6 protein-coding genes are annotated in these 17,908 nt (G+C 60.2%); 4 read left to right on the top strand and 2 right to left on the bottom strand.

The window, feature by feature from the left end; all coding sequences use genetic code 11:
• Nucleotides 1-116: 116 nt before the first annotated feature.
• Together QP828_RS03550 and QP828_RS03545 are read right to left on the bottom strand one after the other, a co-directional pair.
• The gene (locus QP828_RS03550; protein ID WP_274733368.1) at nucleotides 117-5,816 is read right to left on the bottom strand and encodes a DUF6531 domain-containing protein; all 5,700 of its coding nucleotides are present in this window, start codon (nucleotides 5,814-5,816) and stop codon (nucleotides 117-119) included.
• Nucleotides 5,817-6,089: 273 nt separating this feature from the next.
• Complete coding sequence (locus QP828_RS03545; protein WP_087070350.1) at nucleotides 6,090-6,371, bottom strand: pyrophosphorylase; 282 nt, start codon at nucleotides 6,369-6,371, stop codon at nucleotides 6,090-6,092.
• Nucleotides 6,372-6,821: 450 nt separating this feature from the next.
• Between QP828_RS03545 and QP828_RS03540 the strand changes: the two genes are divergently transcribed.
• From QP828_RS03540 to QP828_RS03525, 4 genes are all read left to right on the top strand, one after another.
• Nucleotides 6,822-10,016 (top strand): hypothetical protein, encoded by a 3,195-nt coding sequence (locus tag QP828_RS03540; RefSeq protein ID WP_274733370.1) that lies wholly within the window; start codon nucleotides 6,822-6,824, stop codon nucleotides 10,014-10,016.
• Complete coding sequence (locus QP828_RS03535) at nucleotides 10,013-11,380, top strand: ABC transporter substrate-binding protein (protein ID WP_279058509.1); 1,368 nt, start codon at nucleotides 10,013-10,015, stop codon at nucleotides 11,378-11,380. Before QP828_RS03540 ends, QP828_RS03535 begins: the two co-directional genes overlap by 4 nt.
• A gap of 138 nt (nucleotides 11,381-11,518) precedes the next feature.
• Nucleotides 11,519-15,724, top strand: coding sequence for a type VII secretion EssC family protein (locus QP828_RS03530; RefSeq protein WP_274733373.1), 4,206 nt, complete (start codon nucleotides 11,519-11,521; stop codon nucleotides 15,722-15,724).
• Complete coding sequence (locus QP828_RS03525) at nucleotides 15,721-17,886, top strand: serine/threonine-protein kinase (protein ID WP_274733375.1); 2,166 nt, start codon at nucleotides 15,721-15,723, stop codon at nucleotides 17,884-17,886. Before QP828_RS03530 ends, QP828_RS03525 begins: the two co-directional genes overlap by 4 nt.
• The last annotated feature ends 22 nt before the right edge of the window (nucleotides 17,887-17,908 follow it).

Raw genomic sequence — 17,908 nt, 5'->3', positions numbered from 1 at the left:
TCGTTCCTTTCAAGAACATTGATGTTTGAGAAAGCACAGTGGTGGGTGGGATCATGAAAGTTATCCCACCCACCGTTTTCTTACCTGACGGCATTTGATTGATTACACAGAAAACCTTATTTCTGTGTAATTTTCGATAATGAGTCACCAACTGCCTTGATCTGTTTCTCGGCGTGTGACTCCTTTTTATTGAGGGTGGGATCCCCATCCAGGAATCTATCTTGGACGTATCCGCCGAGGTTCTTGATCTCCTTCGAGGTCATTTCTACTGCGAATTGTCCCCCACTGTTGAGCACCCGTTGGCCGACATCCTTTAGCTTGGGGTTCTGAGGAAGCTTGTCAATGCCAATCTTGTCCAGACCCTTGGTTTTGGCAATTCCGCTTCCAGTGGCCCCGAGCCCCGATTTTACGAGATTTCCCGTAAGTTTTCCGACATCGTAATTGGGTTTAAACTGTCCGTTCTCAACAAAGTTTTCGAACGTTCCGTTTATGGCCCATGATGTCGTCTCTTTTGCGGCATCGGAAGCAAAGCTTTTCATTCCATTTATAGCTACGTTAGTAACAAACTCTCGTCCGCCCTTAGAAAGCTCTGAGATGGTGTTCTTAGCGAGAGGTGTTTTACCAAGGAAACGTTGTCCGAGTTTGTTCATTCCGGAAATCACGCCATTGATTTTATCTGGAGCGGCTGCGCCAAAACGCCCGGCGAAGTTCTTAACGATACCGAGGTCTCCGACCCATTTTCCTAACCCTCCGGTTGCTCCCCCGACCACAGTACTAAGGGCGAATTCCGAGAAGCTAAATTGATTAGCTGGTTTGAATATCGCTTGAGTAGTCATATTAGCGCCGCCAGCAACCGCAGCTCCCGCTAGAACCGCAGCTGCGAGCCCAGTTCCAACTAGCGCGGGCACTGCAAAAATACCGACTGCAACGAGCGCGATTCCACCAACAATGAGTGCTCCGCGCTTGATATCTTCCCAGTGCACCTTAACCCAATTGACAGTTGCGTTGAACGTGCCCTTGAGCCAGTTCCACCCGTTCTGAAGGAAGTTGCCGACCGGTTTGAGGATTTTCTCCTGGAAAGCCATACGACCAGCGTGACGCAGCAGAGTAACGCGATCCATGATGGGACGCAGTCCCTTCAGCATGCTTCCGAAGTAGGTGTCGGTTGCGGGGGAGAGTCCGAGCGGGTCCATGAGCGCGAGTGGGTTATTCGCAGCGAAGTTATACGGATTAGTTTGGTAAGAAGTCCCGGCCGGTGCCGCAAGCGGGTCCGGAGACAAGAACGCTTGGGTAGCCGGGTCATACAAACGCTCACCCATCCACTCCATACCACCAACACGCAACGACCCAGTCCCGAGCATGTCAACACCCTCAGGCAAATACCCAGACAAACCCGAGACCACACCCGGGCTAGCAAACGGGGACATCGGGTCAGTGCCCCGCCCCGCCCTCCAGCTAGAACCAGCCAGAGTCTCAACACCCTGAGGGCTGAGCATCACACCACCAGGAAGAGACATGAACGAGGTACCACTCATCGCCCCTACCGTGGGAATAGGAGAGGCATAATCCCAATCAATATCAGCTTTACCATCGAAACCGATAGGATTACCCAACGCATCCAACGTGATAGCCAAATCGTGTTCCCGGCCGTCGGTCACTTCCGTGATACCCGCCAGGCTCCCACTCGCGTCCCAACGCAACCGCCTAGCAAGCTCACCATCCACGGTCTCACTGACCCTATGACCATCCGCGTCATAGGCAAAGACCGTGTGGCTCGTGCCTTGCGGGCTAGTAAGACGACGCTCAACGAGCTGGCTCGCGCTGTCATAGGTGTACTCGCTGACCGTATCACCGTCGATGAAACGGATAATACGAGCAGCCTGGTCATACTCCCACGCCTTCGTAGCCCCGCTAGTAGAAACAGCAGCAACAAGCTGGCCATCCCCACCATACTCATAAGTGACTTTCTCACTACCAGTAGTCACCGAGGTGACACGACCCCACGAATCATGCTCAACACGGGTGGTTTCCTCCACACCGGCTGTTGTGTGAGTATGGCGGGAAACAAAACCATCCTTATAGGCCCACTGGTGGGTATCTTCACCGGCAACCATGTGGGTGACTCGGCCCATCGGATCGTAACCAAAGCGGACTGTATCCAACTCCGGATGCGTGATCGTGGCAAGATTACCAACCGCATCATAGCCATAACGATAAGTTGCCCCGCCAGCTGGAGTATAGGAGGTCCGCTCACCATCCTTCCCGTACGTCCAGGTAGAACACCGCTCCTGGCCTGCCACGGTAGTGTTCTGGGAAATCAAACGCCCCAGGCGGTCATAGGTGAACACATACCGATTATGTGAAGCATCGGTGAGGGTGAGGGTACGGTCATCATAATTAAGGTCCGAACAGGCAACTTCCTGATCCCCGATACGAGCCTTGGTAACCGCGCCATCCTTATACTCGAAACTCGTCACGGTTCCATCAGCACCCGTACGGGAGAGCGGGTTCCCAAGCTCGTCATACGCCACCGACACGGTACGCCCGAGCGGGTCAGTGACCGAGACAAGGTTATCCACACTGTCATAGACCCGCTTGGTCACCCCGCCAGCCGGGTCAACCACCCGCACCAAGCGATTACGCACATCGTATTCATAACGCGTAATACCGCCCAGGCCGTTACGCACCGAGACTAGATTCCCCGCCGCATCGTAACGGAAATAGCGTATACCGGTGAGGATATCCCGCGAGTAGGTCACCCTCCCACACGAGTCATACCGGAACTCGGAGGTACCCCGCCCAGCCACCCGGGCCCGCAACAACCTCCCACACGAGTCATACTCGAAAGTCGAACGCTCCCCAGCAGTATTCACCGTGGCAACCACCCGGCTATCAGCATCGTATTCGAAGCTTGTCACGCCTTCCGCGGTGGTGAGAGCTTCCAGACGCCCGGAAGGCCCATACGTGTAGTCAGTGACTTTCCCACCCGGACTCGTCATGGAAACCACACGCCCGGCAGCATCATAATCCAGGGTTGTTAGCCCGCCCTGGGCATCCAACATTTCCGTGACATTACCGTTCGTATCGTAAGTAACCACGGCCGCGTCTGTCGCGGTGTCATAACTAGCCACCGGACGCCCGAACTGGTCGAACTGCATAACCGCACCATTACCCTGGCTATCAACCGAGGTAGCGGTCCGTTCCTGAGAGTCTCTCACCGTCCGGGTAGTAACCCCAGCCGGGTCAATCACCGTTGAGAGATCACCCACCGCGTCATACTCAAACTTCCAGGCATGGCCCACCGGGTCAGCAACCTGGCGCAGGCGTGAGAGAGCATCAAAAACGAAAGTGAACTCATCACCGTCCGGCATAGTGATAGAACGCAGATTACCCAAGTCATCCACATCGTTACTCAGGGCATGGCCTAGCGGGTCAATGATTTTCTCTACCCGCCCATCAACCTCGCTATACACCAAGGTCAGTTTCGCCCCGCCAGGATCAGTGACCACAACCGGGCGCCCATAAACATCGTAATCAACCGTGGTCGTAGCCCCATCAGGATCAATACGGCGCGCTAACGTACCATCGGCGTTATAAACAAGCCGAGTCGTGAAACCGAGCGGCGTGACCATCTCAACCACGCGCCCCGCGCTATCACGCTCCATCCGATAGGTATTACCCAACGCGTCAGCGAAAGAAATAACCTCACCGGCATCGTTGTAGCCAATAGTCTGGAACACTCCGGTTGGATCCGTCGCCTTAACAAGGAGCCCGTTTACCCACTCCAGGCTGGTCACCGCACCATCAGCGTTAATGAAACGGCTCGGATTAGGGCTATCACCCTCATACTCATACCGGGCCACCAAACCAGTAGGCCCTACCGCCTCAACCAGGCGGTCCTGCTCATCATAGGAGGCAGTCAGTTCCCCGCCAGCCGGGGAAACCGTGCGAACCAGGTGTCCACGCTCATCATAAAAATGCGTAGTGACTTTATTATCTCGATCACGCGAACGCAGCAAGTTCCCGTGCCGGTCATAAGACATGGTCTGGCGGTTACCATCAGAATCCTCAGCAGCAATGGTACGCCCCCGACTATCAGCCACCCAGGTATTCGAACGAGTACCATCCCCATCACTGACCACCGTGACCCGGCCCGGTAGATAAGCAAAATGAGTATCCCGACCATGCTCAGAGGTCTGCTTGACCACGCGAGCTTCGCCGTCGTAAACATTCACGCACTCAACCACGCCAGTTGTCGCAACCACACGCGCAACCAACCCAGCATCATCAATCTCGTAACGCCGGGTACCATGCGGGCCGCTCGCGCCCACCAAATGCTCGCCCTCGTAGTGGTATTCGAAACGGGTACCATCCCAGCCACGGGCCACAACCACCCGGCCATCCCGATACTCAATATCGATACGCCGCCCACGCTCGGTTACCAGTGCACTGACCAGGCCATCACGATCACGCTCGGCTCGCACCCCGAAACCTACACGCCCACACACCTCAATCCACGCGCCAGCACGGGTGAAGACCCAACGCTGACCAGTATTATCCGAAACCTCCCAGCACGGCACTCCCTCGCTATCGCCAGGCACCGCAACCGCACGCAGCCAGAAGTTTTCTCCCTCAGCACGCACCACACCCGAACCTGGTTCGAACCGCTCAGCATCTACCGGGAAATACACATGCTGGCCATCCGCACGCATCCACACCACGTGATCAGCACGCTCGACCAGACACTGATCAAGCACGCTCACCCACCCGATACCAAAAACACCCCGCGCGGGAGCATCCTGCGCGCCCGTATGCTGCATATGACTCAGGATCGAGTTATACATCCGCGACAGGCCACCAACCTGGCAACCCTCCGGGAAACTAATATCCAACTCCGGTTCAAGGAAATTACCCGTCGCACTATTAACCGGATCAGACACCAAAGCAGAATTAACAACCTGACCAGTCAGACACGGCCACGCTACCTGAATAGCCTTACGCCCCGCATCCAAACCAGCATTATCAAGCACCGCATCAATATGCGAATCCAGCAACGTAAGCACCGGACCACCCTCGCCAGCCTCCTTGAAAGCCTGACGCACCACATCAATCCAGTCCGCATCGTTATCGTTATTACGAATGTAATCGTTAATACCCCACGCGATACTCTCACCACCAGAAAGACTCCCAAACTTCCAACCGCCCACAAAGGCGCTGACGGCAGTCTGCAAGGCACGCGGATGGCTTTCGAGAGTGTCATGCGCTGAACGGGTGGCTAGTACGTATTCGTACAGGTTCGCGGGGTAGCAGGAAGAACGCCCGCCTGAGCCGCCCCCGCCGCTGCCTGGCATGGGGGTGTCGTGCTGGGGTAAGGCAGGCTGATCGATGGAATGTGCGGGCGGGGTGCCCGGGTAGCGCGCGCTCGGAGGGATGAGGAGTGGTTCGTTAGCCAGCCACAACGGTATGAGCTCCGGGTTAATGGGCCGCCGCGCAAGCCAGCGGTTGTGGTCATCTTCCCAAGCATTGAAGATATCGATCATCTTCTGCTCAGCCTCAGCCGCTTCTTCCAGATCGGTAACGCCCGATTCCAGAGCCGTCAAGGACGCGACGAGCATCTCTTTATCCGCGCGTTGGATATCCATATTCTGCGCGTACACATCCGCGAAACGCCCAGCGAAGTCAATTTGCGCGTAGGCGATACCGCCGTTAAGAGTGGCTTGGGCGGTGTTTAGCGCCTCAATCGCGTTCTTGATAGCGCTCTTTAAATTGCTCGCGAGACCGATTTCGAAACCGGTATATACGTTGGGTCTTGGCATGGGAACTACCTATCGTTGTAAATCGACATCCGGGCTGGGCAAGCTGTGTTTCGCGCGCTCGGTGTGAGCACCTCGCGGGGCACGGGACAGTGTGCTGTGGTGGCGAGGCGAGACAGGGCGAGCGATGAAGAAGCCATAGAGGAGAAAGAAGCCATAGGGAAGAAACACGACATAAGGGGAACGCACGATCCGGGCGGTCCGCCGCGTGGTGACACGCAAATGCGGTGAACCGCCCGGATTGCGCGCAAATCGGACTGGGTGGTGGTGTGGTGCTTACTCGCCGCCGCCGGCGGTGAAGATATTGGTCGAGATCTGGTCGAGCTGGTTACGCAGATCTTCAAGCTCCTGCTTGGCCTTGTCCAGAGCCGACTTGGTCTGCGGCCACACATCACCGCGGAACTGCTGAGCGAGCGGACCGTCCCACACATTCGCATCCGAGAGAGTCTGACCCTGGGTATCGAGCTGCGAAATCTGATCGGTCAGGCCACCGTTAATAATGGACTGCATCTGCTGAATGGCCTGCTTGGCTTCACTGGATGTAAGAACACGAGCCATGATTGGTCTCCTTTATTGGGTAGAGAAGAGTTCTGACAGTGCCGACAGGGCGACATTGTCATGTCTAGCCATCGACGCTTTTGACGCTACTGACCCTGGGTAAATACTCCGTAACGCGAAATGTTACAAATCGATAACATTTTCGTGGGTGGTGGTGGGCTTGCGTTAATCTTCTCGCGGGCTTTACTGCTCTGCGGTGGAATATAACGACGACGGCGCCTTTCCGGCCGGGTGGAACCGCGCGGTGAAGGTAAATTCGCATAGTATGTGCCCCCAAGGTTAATAAAAATCAAACTCCCGGGAAACGGCTTTCTGGCGCGGTTTAAGCCGCGGAAATATGTCATCGCATGGTGATAGGGTGTGGCCGTCATGCGCTCACCACACTACGAAAGGCGCCCAATGTTTCCTGTCCGCAACTTTGTGAAGCGATGCCGGCCAGCGCTTCTGGCCTTGGCGGTTCCCGCTCTGGCCGTGGCCGGGGTAGCGGTGGCCGTCCCGGCTCAGGCCGATCCTGGAGTTGTTACGATCCAGGTGGGCGGCGACGGAGCTATCACGGCGATGGCCGGCGGTGATGGCCATCGTATTGATCCGGCAGCCGCCGGTGGAGAGCTCCCCATCCGGGTGGTGACCTCCTACACCTTTAACGGGATCACCACCTCGGATGCCAGCAGTGTTGCAGGCGCTACCGGCCCGGTTCGCATCGATGTGACTGTGCAAAATGTCACAGGTAAATTGGAGCGGGTGAATGCCGATGTTGACGGGCGCGCGGTTAGTCACGAGGTCCTGGTGGCCACCCCGATGTCGGTTGCTGCCGGTGTGGAATTGCCCGGGATCGCCCCCGAAGCCGTTCGGACTCCCCAGGCCGGCGGTGAAGGCGTAGCAACCAACGGCGTCGTCGCCGTTAATGACCGCGGTACCACCACGGTGCAGTGGGCTGGACTTACCGGAGTAGGGTCCACCACCTCTCTGCTGCATTTCACGTTGGTTGTTGAGGCGCAGGATTTCGTCACGCCCGTTATTAATATTGCGACGCAGCCAGGCTTCGGAATCAACCCGGATTCGCGCAAGCAACGTGAGGAAACACTGCTCGTTTCCCAAACGATCCGTACCCTGCAAGAATCCGCGGATATCCTCGCGGATTCCGGAACCGCCCTGGAGGATGCGCGTGCCATGCTCGCCAACGCCGGTGGTTCCATCGGTTCGCGCACTATCCGGGATTTGGAGATGTCACGCGGGCGCATTGAGAATTCGGCGCAATCCGTCTCATCCACGCTGGAGAGCCTGGAATCGCGCCTCAACAGCCTCTTCGCCAGCACGGGCTCCACCATGTCTAGCTCGCTGGCGGAAACAACCGCCACCGTGCGTACCCTTTTGGGTAACCCGGATGCTCCGCGGCCGCGTATCGATATCAACCCCGATACCTGCGAAATCAACTTCGGTCTGGAAGAAGATCTGCCGGCTACGCCGAGCCCGGCGGCTCCCAGCCCGGGGGAGGGGCCGAGCGCTTCGGCATCCCCGGTCCCTTCGCCTTCCGCTTCTGCGGGTACGGGTGCCGCGCCTTCGCCGTGGCCTACCCTCCCGAACGGGGATCCCAGCCCCAGGCCAACCGCAAGCTCCATCCCCATGGCCACGCTTTCGCCGGCGCCCAAGCCCAGTGGTCCGGCCGCGGGCGATGACCTGCCCACCGTCACCAACCCGGAAGAAGTAATTCCGGCCGGTGGGGTATACGGGGTTATCAACGGTCTCTCAGCCCGTTTGGAAGCACTGAGCGCCACCACCACCCGCTGCCAAGAACATATTCTTTCCGATCTGGATAGCATCCTCGGACCGCAAAATCCCTCCCCGGAAGACTGCGCAAATCCGGCCGTTGCCACCACCTTGACCTGCACGATTCTCAGCGCCCACCACGATCTGAATGAGCTGAGCAACCAGGTGCGTGCCGAAGGTGAGGAACTTGTGACGCAGCTGCGGGGCGGCTCCCAGCACAAAAACCTGGATACCGTGGAGCAATTGGATGGCGCGCTGCGCAGCGTGAATGCCCTCGCGAAAGATCTCCAGATCTACCAGCATGAGGGCCGCCTGCCGCAGCCGGCACCCACGCCGGAGCTTGCCCCCAGCGTCCCGGCGCTTCCGGGAACCGAACCTTCTGGTTCGCCCGAACCGAGCGCGGGGTCGGAACCGAGTGCGGGGTCGGAACCGAGTGCGGGGTCGGAACCGAGTGCGGGGTCGGAACCGAGTGCGGGGTCGGAACCAAGCGCGGCTCCCGCGCCTTCTAGTTCGCCGGCACCCAGCACGGCACCCAGCGCGGCTGCGCCCCAAGTGATCCCGCCCGAAACGGTGGATTCCAGCGCACCCATGACGCCCTATATTGACGAACTCAAGAAGCGTTTCGATGCTGCCCTCAAGCTCGTGGATACCCTGGATAAGGAATTTGCGCGGGTGAATGCGGAAGCCGGAAAGGCTTTTGAACGCAATCAAGCCCAGGACAAGCGCCTCACGGAGATCACGGAATCCATGTGTATTGACGCGGGCCTCACCCGCGCGGTTGGCGCCGAGGATCCTATCGCCAATCCCAAGCTCGATAAGAAGACCGTGCGGGGAGTTGTTCGTGATCTCACCGGCGCTGAATGTCCGCATACCGCGGGAATGATCGGCAACCGGGCGGGCAAATATCGCGAATCTGTACGTTTCCTCGGGCAGGAAACCCGCGATCACATCACCTCAATTATGGAAGCCACCCAATCGGTGAGCGGAACGAATCAGCCGGAGGCAATTGCCGGGCTCACGCAGCTACGCGAGGGCCTCACGCAATCCCAGCAGATCCTCACCGATCTGGATACCGAACGTGCCCGCCTCGATGATCAGCGCAAGGACCGCACCGCACAACTCGCCCAGATGGTCGATGAACTCAATAAGAACATCGCCACAACCGTTAATATCTACGCAGATCTGGCCCCGCTGGCCCGTGACGTAGTGGGAGAATTGGATGCCTTCGCCACGGAGCTAGACGGCTTCGTTGGAAAATCAAAGACCCGTGCCGACGAAACGGGCACTACCAATCGTGACCGCCTCTACACCGGGGTCTCTACCGCGCGGGACCGCACAGAACGTTCCTCCAGCGCAATTTTCGATAGCGTATCCAATCAGCTGACGGTCTTCTCCGGGAACCTGCGCGATACCGGATCCCGAGCGGTGCGGAGCACCACCGGTCTTATTACGGATGCTAATAAGACCCTCGATGCGGAAACCAGCCAACTCATGGATGAGAACAGTACAACCGTGAGCGCAACCAGCCGCAACGCCGTCACCAATTCGGATGCCGTTTCCGCCCTCATCATGCAGGACCTCGTGAACGTGCTCGCGGATATCGGGACCAATACCCCCGGTGGGGGCGGTCTGCTCGGAGCAATGAAAACCTCCGAAGGGCACCTTGGAATTGCCGATGCCAAGCTCAGCGATTCCACCGCGACCACCACAACCATTCAATCCGGGTACCGTTCGGCACTCGGGGCGGATGCCTTCGGGGCCGCACGGCTGCGCGCCTCCCTGGCCCGCCTTGAACAGTTGCCCACGCTACCGGCAACCGGTAACGCGGAAATCGGAATGTACTCCTTCCACGTCATTCCTACCGAGGAGGAAAAGTGAGCGAATCCGCCAAGCACACCGAGGCCGATACGCAATCCCCGGGGGCCTACCCGGCGGGCAGCGAATCCATTCGTGATCGGCGCCGTACCGCATTCGGTATTCTCGCGACTCTTCTGCTGCTCGCCCTTCTCGCGGTCCTGGTCTGGTTCTTCCGGTACCAATCCGAAAAGGCGCGGACGACCGAAGACCCCGATTTCGAGGCATTCCCGCCGGCATCCGTGGAGCTCGCCGTGGAGAATGCTCCCGAGGGGCTCAAGCTCGGCGTCGTCGTATCCTATACGGAAGATCTCACCCAGGGACCGGGCTGGGACCTCAGCGGTGAAGGCGTGCGAGTGGCGCAATGGCGCCTCGCGCAGGGCGGCACCCCAGTGGAGCTTGTGACCGTTTCCGATCAGGGCAGTGACGACGGCGCCCGCGCCGCCATCACCGAATTATCCGATAGTGATGTTTCTGGGGTCATCGCCCTGACTACCGGTAGCCACACCCTGGCGCTCGCGAACGCGGCTGCCGATGCCGGGCTTCCCATTATCTTCCCCTACCAACTTCAGCCCTCCGCCAACGTGCCCGAGGGTGCACACTATCGGCTTCCCACCGCGGGTGGCTGGATCACCGGGCTGACCAACCAGCTCGGTGACCTCCAGTGTTCCACCGTGGTTTCGGTGGGCGGAGAACTTGCTAACGGGGTGCGGGGAGTGCGCGGGGTAGATGCCCACATCGGCCTGGCCGAACCGGCCACCGTGAGCGCCCAGGTGCTTGAAGCAACCCTGGGGCGGCCCAATCCCTGCGTGGTTATTGACGCTCCGGCATCCACGATCGCCCAGCAGATCACCGGCTTGCGCGGGGCGCGATACGATGGCCCGATTTTGGTGGGGCCGGAAGCTTTTAATGGCGTGCTGAGCACGGGCCTTACCGATGCGCACACCCCGATTGCCGGTATCTACAGCTACGGATTCCCCACCCCGGGCGGACTATCCCTCACCTCACCGGATGCCAGCGGACTACCGGCCGGCGGTTTCCTTCAGGCCGTGGAAGTGATGCGCACCAACGGCGCACTTCCCTCCTTGCGAGATGACACCGAGTTCAGCGCACGCTGGCAGTACGCGGACGGCCTCAGCCACGATGCGGTTCTCAGCTTCGTGGCGGCCGCTGCGGTAGCCGACTCCACCGACCCGGCCAAGATCACGCAGGCCCTCACCACCCCCGAAGCACACGAAGCCGCGGTAGCGGGAACCGAACGGGTGGCGCGCTGCGGTGCCGGCGGCAAGGGCAACGGGGCTGGCGGCCAGACCGACGGGCCGTGCCCGGTGCAAGCGGCCATCGTGGACGGGCGCATCGAATGGATTTCTTCTGAGGCCGTGCGCTAAGGAGCAACCCGAAGAAAAAGCGGAGCGGGCCGCCCGCATTCCCCAGGCGTGGCCCCTGAAGGTAAAGGCACAGCGGATAACGATATGCGTATTGTCATTAGGAGCGATCACTCGGATCGGTTGTTTTCTCTGACAAACGTGACAGAGGAGACGCGCGTCGGGGATATTCTCGACGGCGCCCACCTCGACCGGCGCGAATGGGCCACCGTGTGGGTGGATGGCGTAGCGGTCACTCCCTCCACCACCCTGGCCCGCGCCGGGGTGCACGAGGGGAGCGTCATCTCCGCCGTCGAACCGGAGCATCCCACCGATGAATGGGGCTTCATCATCACCGCGGGGCCGGATACCGGGCGCTATATTTCCCTCCCCGCGGGTCGCACCCTGCGCATTGGCCGCAGTCCGCAAGCCGATATCCACCTTAATTCCCCCACGGTTTCGTGGTCGCATTGCCTCGTGGAAGTACGCGAGGATGGCCTGTGGATGAGTGACGATAACTCCTCGAACGGAACCATCCTGGACGGTGCGGCCCTGAAGGGGGAAGAAGGCGCCACCGAATTGCACCCCGGCGACATTATCGGCATCGGGGCCTTCTACCTCGAAGCGGTTCGGCGTGATGAGGAGGGCTCTCACCAGAACGACGACGCGGCTAACGGCGTGCTCACCGCCGTCTCCACGGTCGCTTTTAACCGTCCCCCGCGCCGGGCCCTGCCCGCCCACCCTAAACAACTCGAAGCACCGGAAAAGAAAACTCCGGAAAAGCCCGGTCGGCTCTCCTGGGCTGCGATCCTGGCTCCGATTTTCATGGCCGTGGTGCTCGTAGCGGTTCTTGGTTCCTTCCGCTTCGCCCTCATCGCGCTTTTCTCCCCGGTTATCGCCATAGGTTCTTTTATTGAACAGAAACGCCGCTCCAAGAAGAGCAAAATCGAAGAAGAAGAAAAGTTCGTGGCCGCGCTCCAGGATTTCACCGTGGATATTGGCAAAGCGGCCCTGGTGGAACGCTCCCGCATGCGCTCCCAAACTCCCTACCAGCATGAGCTGGCCGAACAAGCCCGGCGTGGCGGGCCGCGCCTGTGGCAGGTGCGCTCCGATCATTTCGATTTCGGCAGCGCCCAGATTGGTACCGGGCCGGTTCCCTTCGAGGTCCCGCTGGAAAATGCCAGCACCAAACCGGAGCCGCGGGTGCGCGAGGTGCTCGACCTGGCCCGCATCCCCGCAGCCCCGGTTCGGGTGGATTTCACCAAGGGCCCGGTAGGGATCTGGGGTGAGCGTGACGAAGCCCTGGCGTTGGCGCGTTCCCTGGTGACCCAACTAGCCACCCTCTCCGGTCCGGCCGATGTGACAATCGCGGTCGCCACGGACCGGGCTCGTTCCGAACACTGGCGCTGGTGCGCCTGGCTGCCCCATACCCGCGTGGGCGGAGCTAACCCGAATAACCGCCATCTCGCTTTCGAACGCACCCCGGCCCAAACGATGCTGCGCGGCCTGCGCGATGGCCTCAACGGCTTACCTTCAGCATCCCTCTTCCTCGTTATTGATGATGTTGCGCTCCTGGAAGGCCGCGATTGCCCGGCCCGTGACCTTCTCGCGTACCGCGGGGAGGATGTGACCGGTTCCCAGAAAGCCAAAGAAGTAAGCGGTATCGTGTTGGCTACCCGCCCCGAACAGCTCCCCGCTTCTTGCCATAGTGTGATCGAGGCAAAACCCGGGGCAGAGCTGATTCTGAGTATCCCCTCCGAGGACATCACCATCGAGCATATCGCCGGGGCGGTGTCCACCGAGCCGCGCCTGGAAGAGTGGGCGCGTTCACTCTCCCTCTTCGACGATCCGGAAGTGCGAGACGCCGGCGCGGCCCTACCTCCCCTCGTTCACCTTCTCGGTTTGCTCGGGCTTTCCCGCGATATGACCAGTGCGGATATCACCCAACTGTGGCAGAACAACAAGGGGTTCCGCTTCCCGCTAGGCGTATCCGAAGATGGTACGTACTGGCTGGATATGGTTCGGGATGGGCCGCACGGCCTCGTGGGTGGCACCACCGGTTCAGGTAAATCGGAAATGCTGCGCACCATGGTTGCCGGGCTCGCCGCCCGGGTAGACCCCCAGCACCTCACCTTCATCCTTGTTGATTTCAAGGGCGGGGCTGCCTTCGCCACTCTCGACCAGCTCCCGCACACCATCGGCACTCTCTCGAACCTGGAGCCCTCCCTGGCTTACCGCGCTCTGCGTGCCCTAGAAGCTGAGATGCTCTACCGCCAGCAGTGCTTCGCGGCCGCCGGGGAAGGCGTGGACAACCTCGATAACTACTTGGCAACGAACCCTAGCGAGCCCATGCCGCGCATTCTCGTCGTCGTCGATGAATTCGCGCAGCTCGCGAAAGAGTACCCGGACGTGCTCTCCTCCCTGGTTTCCATCGGCGCGGTGGGGCGTACCCTCGGTGTACATATGGTGCTCGCTACCCAGCGCCCGGCTGGCGTTGTCAATGATGACATCCTCGCGAATACCAATATGCGGGTGGCTCTGCGTGTGCAATCACGCGATGATTCCTCGAATGTTATCGGGGTGCCGCACGCCTCCAGCATCGGTCGCGAACAGCGCGGGCGCGCCTATATCAAACTTGGGGAAGAGGATATTCACCCCATTCAAACCGCGCTCGTCACCGGCATAAGCGACGCCGCCCAATCCACCGATCTTCACGTGGACGAAATTGAGCTGGGCGGGCCGCTGCCCGATCACACCGTGGCCCGTGCCGGGGACGAAGAATCCGACGTCGATCTTCTTATTCGCGCCATTCAAGAAGCCCACCGTGCCGCGGGCTTTGGTACCCCGCGTCCCGTGTGGCCCGAACCGCTGGGCGAACGCGTGGATCTGCTTCTCGATACCGATACCCCGCGCGCAGGGGTGGCCAATATTCGCGTAACCGAGGGTGGGGATACCGTTGCTGTGGCCCTGGCTGATGATCCCAGCCACCAGCGCCAAATCCCGGCTGGCTGGCGGCCCGCGGAGGGGAATCTTATGCTCGCCGGCATTCCCGGTTCGGGAACAACGACGACGCTGCAATCCCTCGCCCTCGTGATCGCGGCAACATCCGACCCGGCCACCACGGATTTTCTTTACCTCGACCTGGGTGGGCGCGGCCTGGAACCCCTCCACGAACTGCCCCATTCCATTGGTTACGCCGGGCCGGGCAAAGCCAATCGCGAACTTCAGCAGCGCCTGCTGCGCTACCTGCGCACCGAATACGATAAACGCACCACGGACCCGGGAGAATATTCCGATATTTACGTCTTTATCGATTCTTTTGCCACCCTGCGTGAAGAATACGATGATGCGGAAGGTATGGAACTCCTCGAAGGTCTCTACCAGGTGTGGGGTAAGGGGCCGGGCGTAGGCATCCACATGGCGGGTGCTACCTCGCGCCTCAAAGCAATTCCTGCGGCAGTCGATGAAGTCACCACCCAGAAATGGCTCTATCGCCTGGCTGATTCTTATGACTACTCCCTGGTGGGGGTCTCGCGTGATAACATCCCCGCCCAGGTTCCGGGCCGCTACGTGGACGCGGTCACGAAACTCCACGGGCATGTGGCCACCGTTCCCGCCTCGCTCGAGCAGGCTATTGCCTCGGTGGCAGCGCGCTGGCAGCCGGTGGAGAAAAGCACCGTGGTGGCGCGCCTGAGCGATGACCTGCGAGTATCCGATCTGAGCACCACCGCGCAGCTGACGGGGGAGCCCTGGATTATCCCGGTCGGAGTGGAAGAAGCCACCCTGCACGATTACTGCCTGGAAGCCTACGCCGGGGAACATATGCTCATTTCCGGCCCGGCCCGCAGCGGGAAAAGCTCCGTGCTCCTGGGCATCGCCATAAAACTTGCCGGCGATGCCCGGGCTGCCGGAAGTCCCCTGCGGATTATCGGCCTGGCTTCGCGCCGCTCCCCGCTGCACGGTAGCGATGTCTTCGATATTGTTTATGACCATGAGGACGTTCCCTCCGCGGTGGCGGAGGCGGGTCTGGGCACCACGCCCACAATTCTTGTGATCGACGACGCCCACCACATCACAGAAGGGGAAGACGCTCTCAAGGATCTCCTCGCCACCGCCAACCAGCAGCTCCTCATTATCGCGGCCGGCCGCAATGATGACCTGCGTTCCGCCTACGGTAAATGGACGGCCACGTTGCGTAAATCGCGATTGGGTATTCTGCTCCATCCGAACCGCGATTATGATGGCGACCTCCTGGGCGTGCGCCTCCCGCGCCGCTCCCCGGTCAAAATGACCGCAGGGCGCGGGTATGCCTGCGAAGGCGGCACCGCGACCCTTATCCAAGCCGTGACCGTGCGAGATGACGCATGAGTACCGCTTTTGATTTCGGAGCATCCTACCGCGCCCTCAGCCCCATCGGTCGCGGTGCCTCCGGTGTGGTGTACGAGGGGGAACGTAAGGACGATGGCACTCGCGTCGCCATTAAATTCCTGCGCGATGAATACGTGGGAGACCCGGAAATTCTGCGGCGCTTCATTACCGAACGTTCCGTCCTCACGCAGCTCAGCCACCCCCATATTGTCGGGGTGCATGATCTGGTGGCCGACGGCGGGAAACTCGGCATCGTCATGGAGTACGCTCCGGGCCCCAACCTGCGTGAATACCTTACCGAACGCGGTCCCTTAGCACCTGCGGACGCCTTGGCTATCACCCGCCAGGTGGTCGAAGCATTACAGAGCGCACACGCGGGCGATGTGGTCCATCGCGATATTAAACCGGACAATATTATTTTGACCGCGCTCGCACCGGACGCGGCGCACACGCCGGACTCCGCCTCTCACGAAGATAAAGATAGGGTGCTTCCGGGGCGGAAAAAACTGCGGGGGCGCACCGAAGCGGAGGACCGTTTCAACGTCAAAGTAACAGACTTCGGTATTGCCGCGATTATCGGGACCGGCTCAAAAACCACGAGCATCGTGGGAACCCCGGATTATATGGCCCCGGAACTCATTGCGCAGGCGCGCGCCACCCCGAGCGTGGATATGTACGCGGTGGGCATTATGCTCTACGAGATGCTCACCGGGCGCACCCCCTTCGGAGGGGAGGGCCTCAACCCTTTCACCATTGCGCATCGTCACCTCACGGAGAAAATTGCTCCATTGGCCGGCCTGGAAGAAAATACCGCCGCGCTCCTTGATGAACTGGTCGGGAAGAACCCGGATACCCGGCCGAATGCCGCGGAAGTGCTGGAACGGCTACCCGACTGCCTGGAAGCAACTGCCGGCCATGCCCCTCTGGAGATCAACACCTCTGCTCCGGCCTTTTATCCGGCCACCATGTTGGACGGTGCTTTCAGCGCCGCCGCGCTCACCCCTGCTGCGCTGAGCTCGACTAACGATACTGAGAAAGAAGCGCCGGCCCGCCCCGCCGTCGTCCTTTCCCATGAAAATTTAGCGGAGCTCGATGCTGCGCCGTCGGCCACCATTATTAGTTCCGGCGCGGCACTGGACCTTAACTACGCGCCCGCGCCCGTGGTTGAACATGAGCCGAGCTTCTGGGAAAAAATCGGGAGCTTTATACGGGAGCACTGGATGCTCGTGACTCTAGGCGCCGTGACGCTCATCGCAGCGATTGCCGGGGTGGTGTGGATGCTGTGGCCGCAGGCAGAAAGCGCCGATACCGGCCCAACCGAACCGATCCAGGCGCGGCTGGAGGACCATCCGCTTCCCTCCGGCCTGTCGATTGTGCGCGAGGCGAAGTGGAATCCGCAACGCCAGGTTATCGACTACACCGTCACATATAAAACCGCGAAAAGTCCGATTTCGGGCAATGTGCTGGAGGTACTTCCCGCTCCGCAACCCAAGGACGAGGGTGGGGACGCCCCGAAGAATCAGTCTGATAAGCAGAACGCGCCGGGCACAGGCGGGGCAGCGGCGCCGCAATGCGCCGACGTGGTGTGGGATCGGGCCGGCAAACCGCATTCCAATGCGACGACCTCGCTCACTGCCCGCTGCGCCTGGACTCTCGCGGCTCCCACCGTTACCGTGGGGCAGCCGGTGACCATTACCGCCACGGTGAGCTCCGACTACATTCCTGAAGACGAACAAGAACTGTCACGGTGGCTCACGGAGGTCAGTGAGGCAACTGCGAAGGCGGCCGGGGACGAAACAGCTACGTCTACCGCCTATCCGCTCCAGCGCTTACGCTCCGTCAAAGTCACGGTGCCTCCGCGGATCCAGCAGGGGCAGCCGATCCCCATCAGCATTATCGGGGTGTGGCCCAATGGTGAGAACGTGACGACGCCGCTTTACACCAGTCCCGCCAGCGGTGCCCCGACGAGTATCCTCGCGGATCTCACGGGTGGGGATACCAAGAACCTGCGCTTCACCGATCGCTGTTCCGGGGCGGTGACCATCAGTTCGGACGGCCACGCAGTTTCCGCGCTCTACCCGGCCCAATGCGAGATCGGTGCGGTTGTCGGTAATTTCGATGCTGCTCCTGGCACCATCGCCATTACCGGCGCGGGCTCGTAGCAATACGAAGCAGCATCGGAGG

This window comes from Actinotignum sanguinis (assembly GCF_030230305.1).
In the GTDB taxonomy this organism is placed as follows: domain Bacteria; phylum Actinomycetota; class Actinomycetes; order Actinomycetales; family Actinomycetaceae; genus Actinotignum; species Actinotignum sanguinis.
The sequence above is the reverse complement of the archived record's forward strand: the minus strand, read 5'-3'. Positions and strand labels throughout refer to the sequence as shown.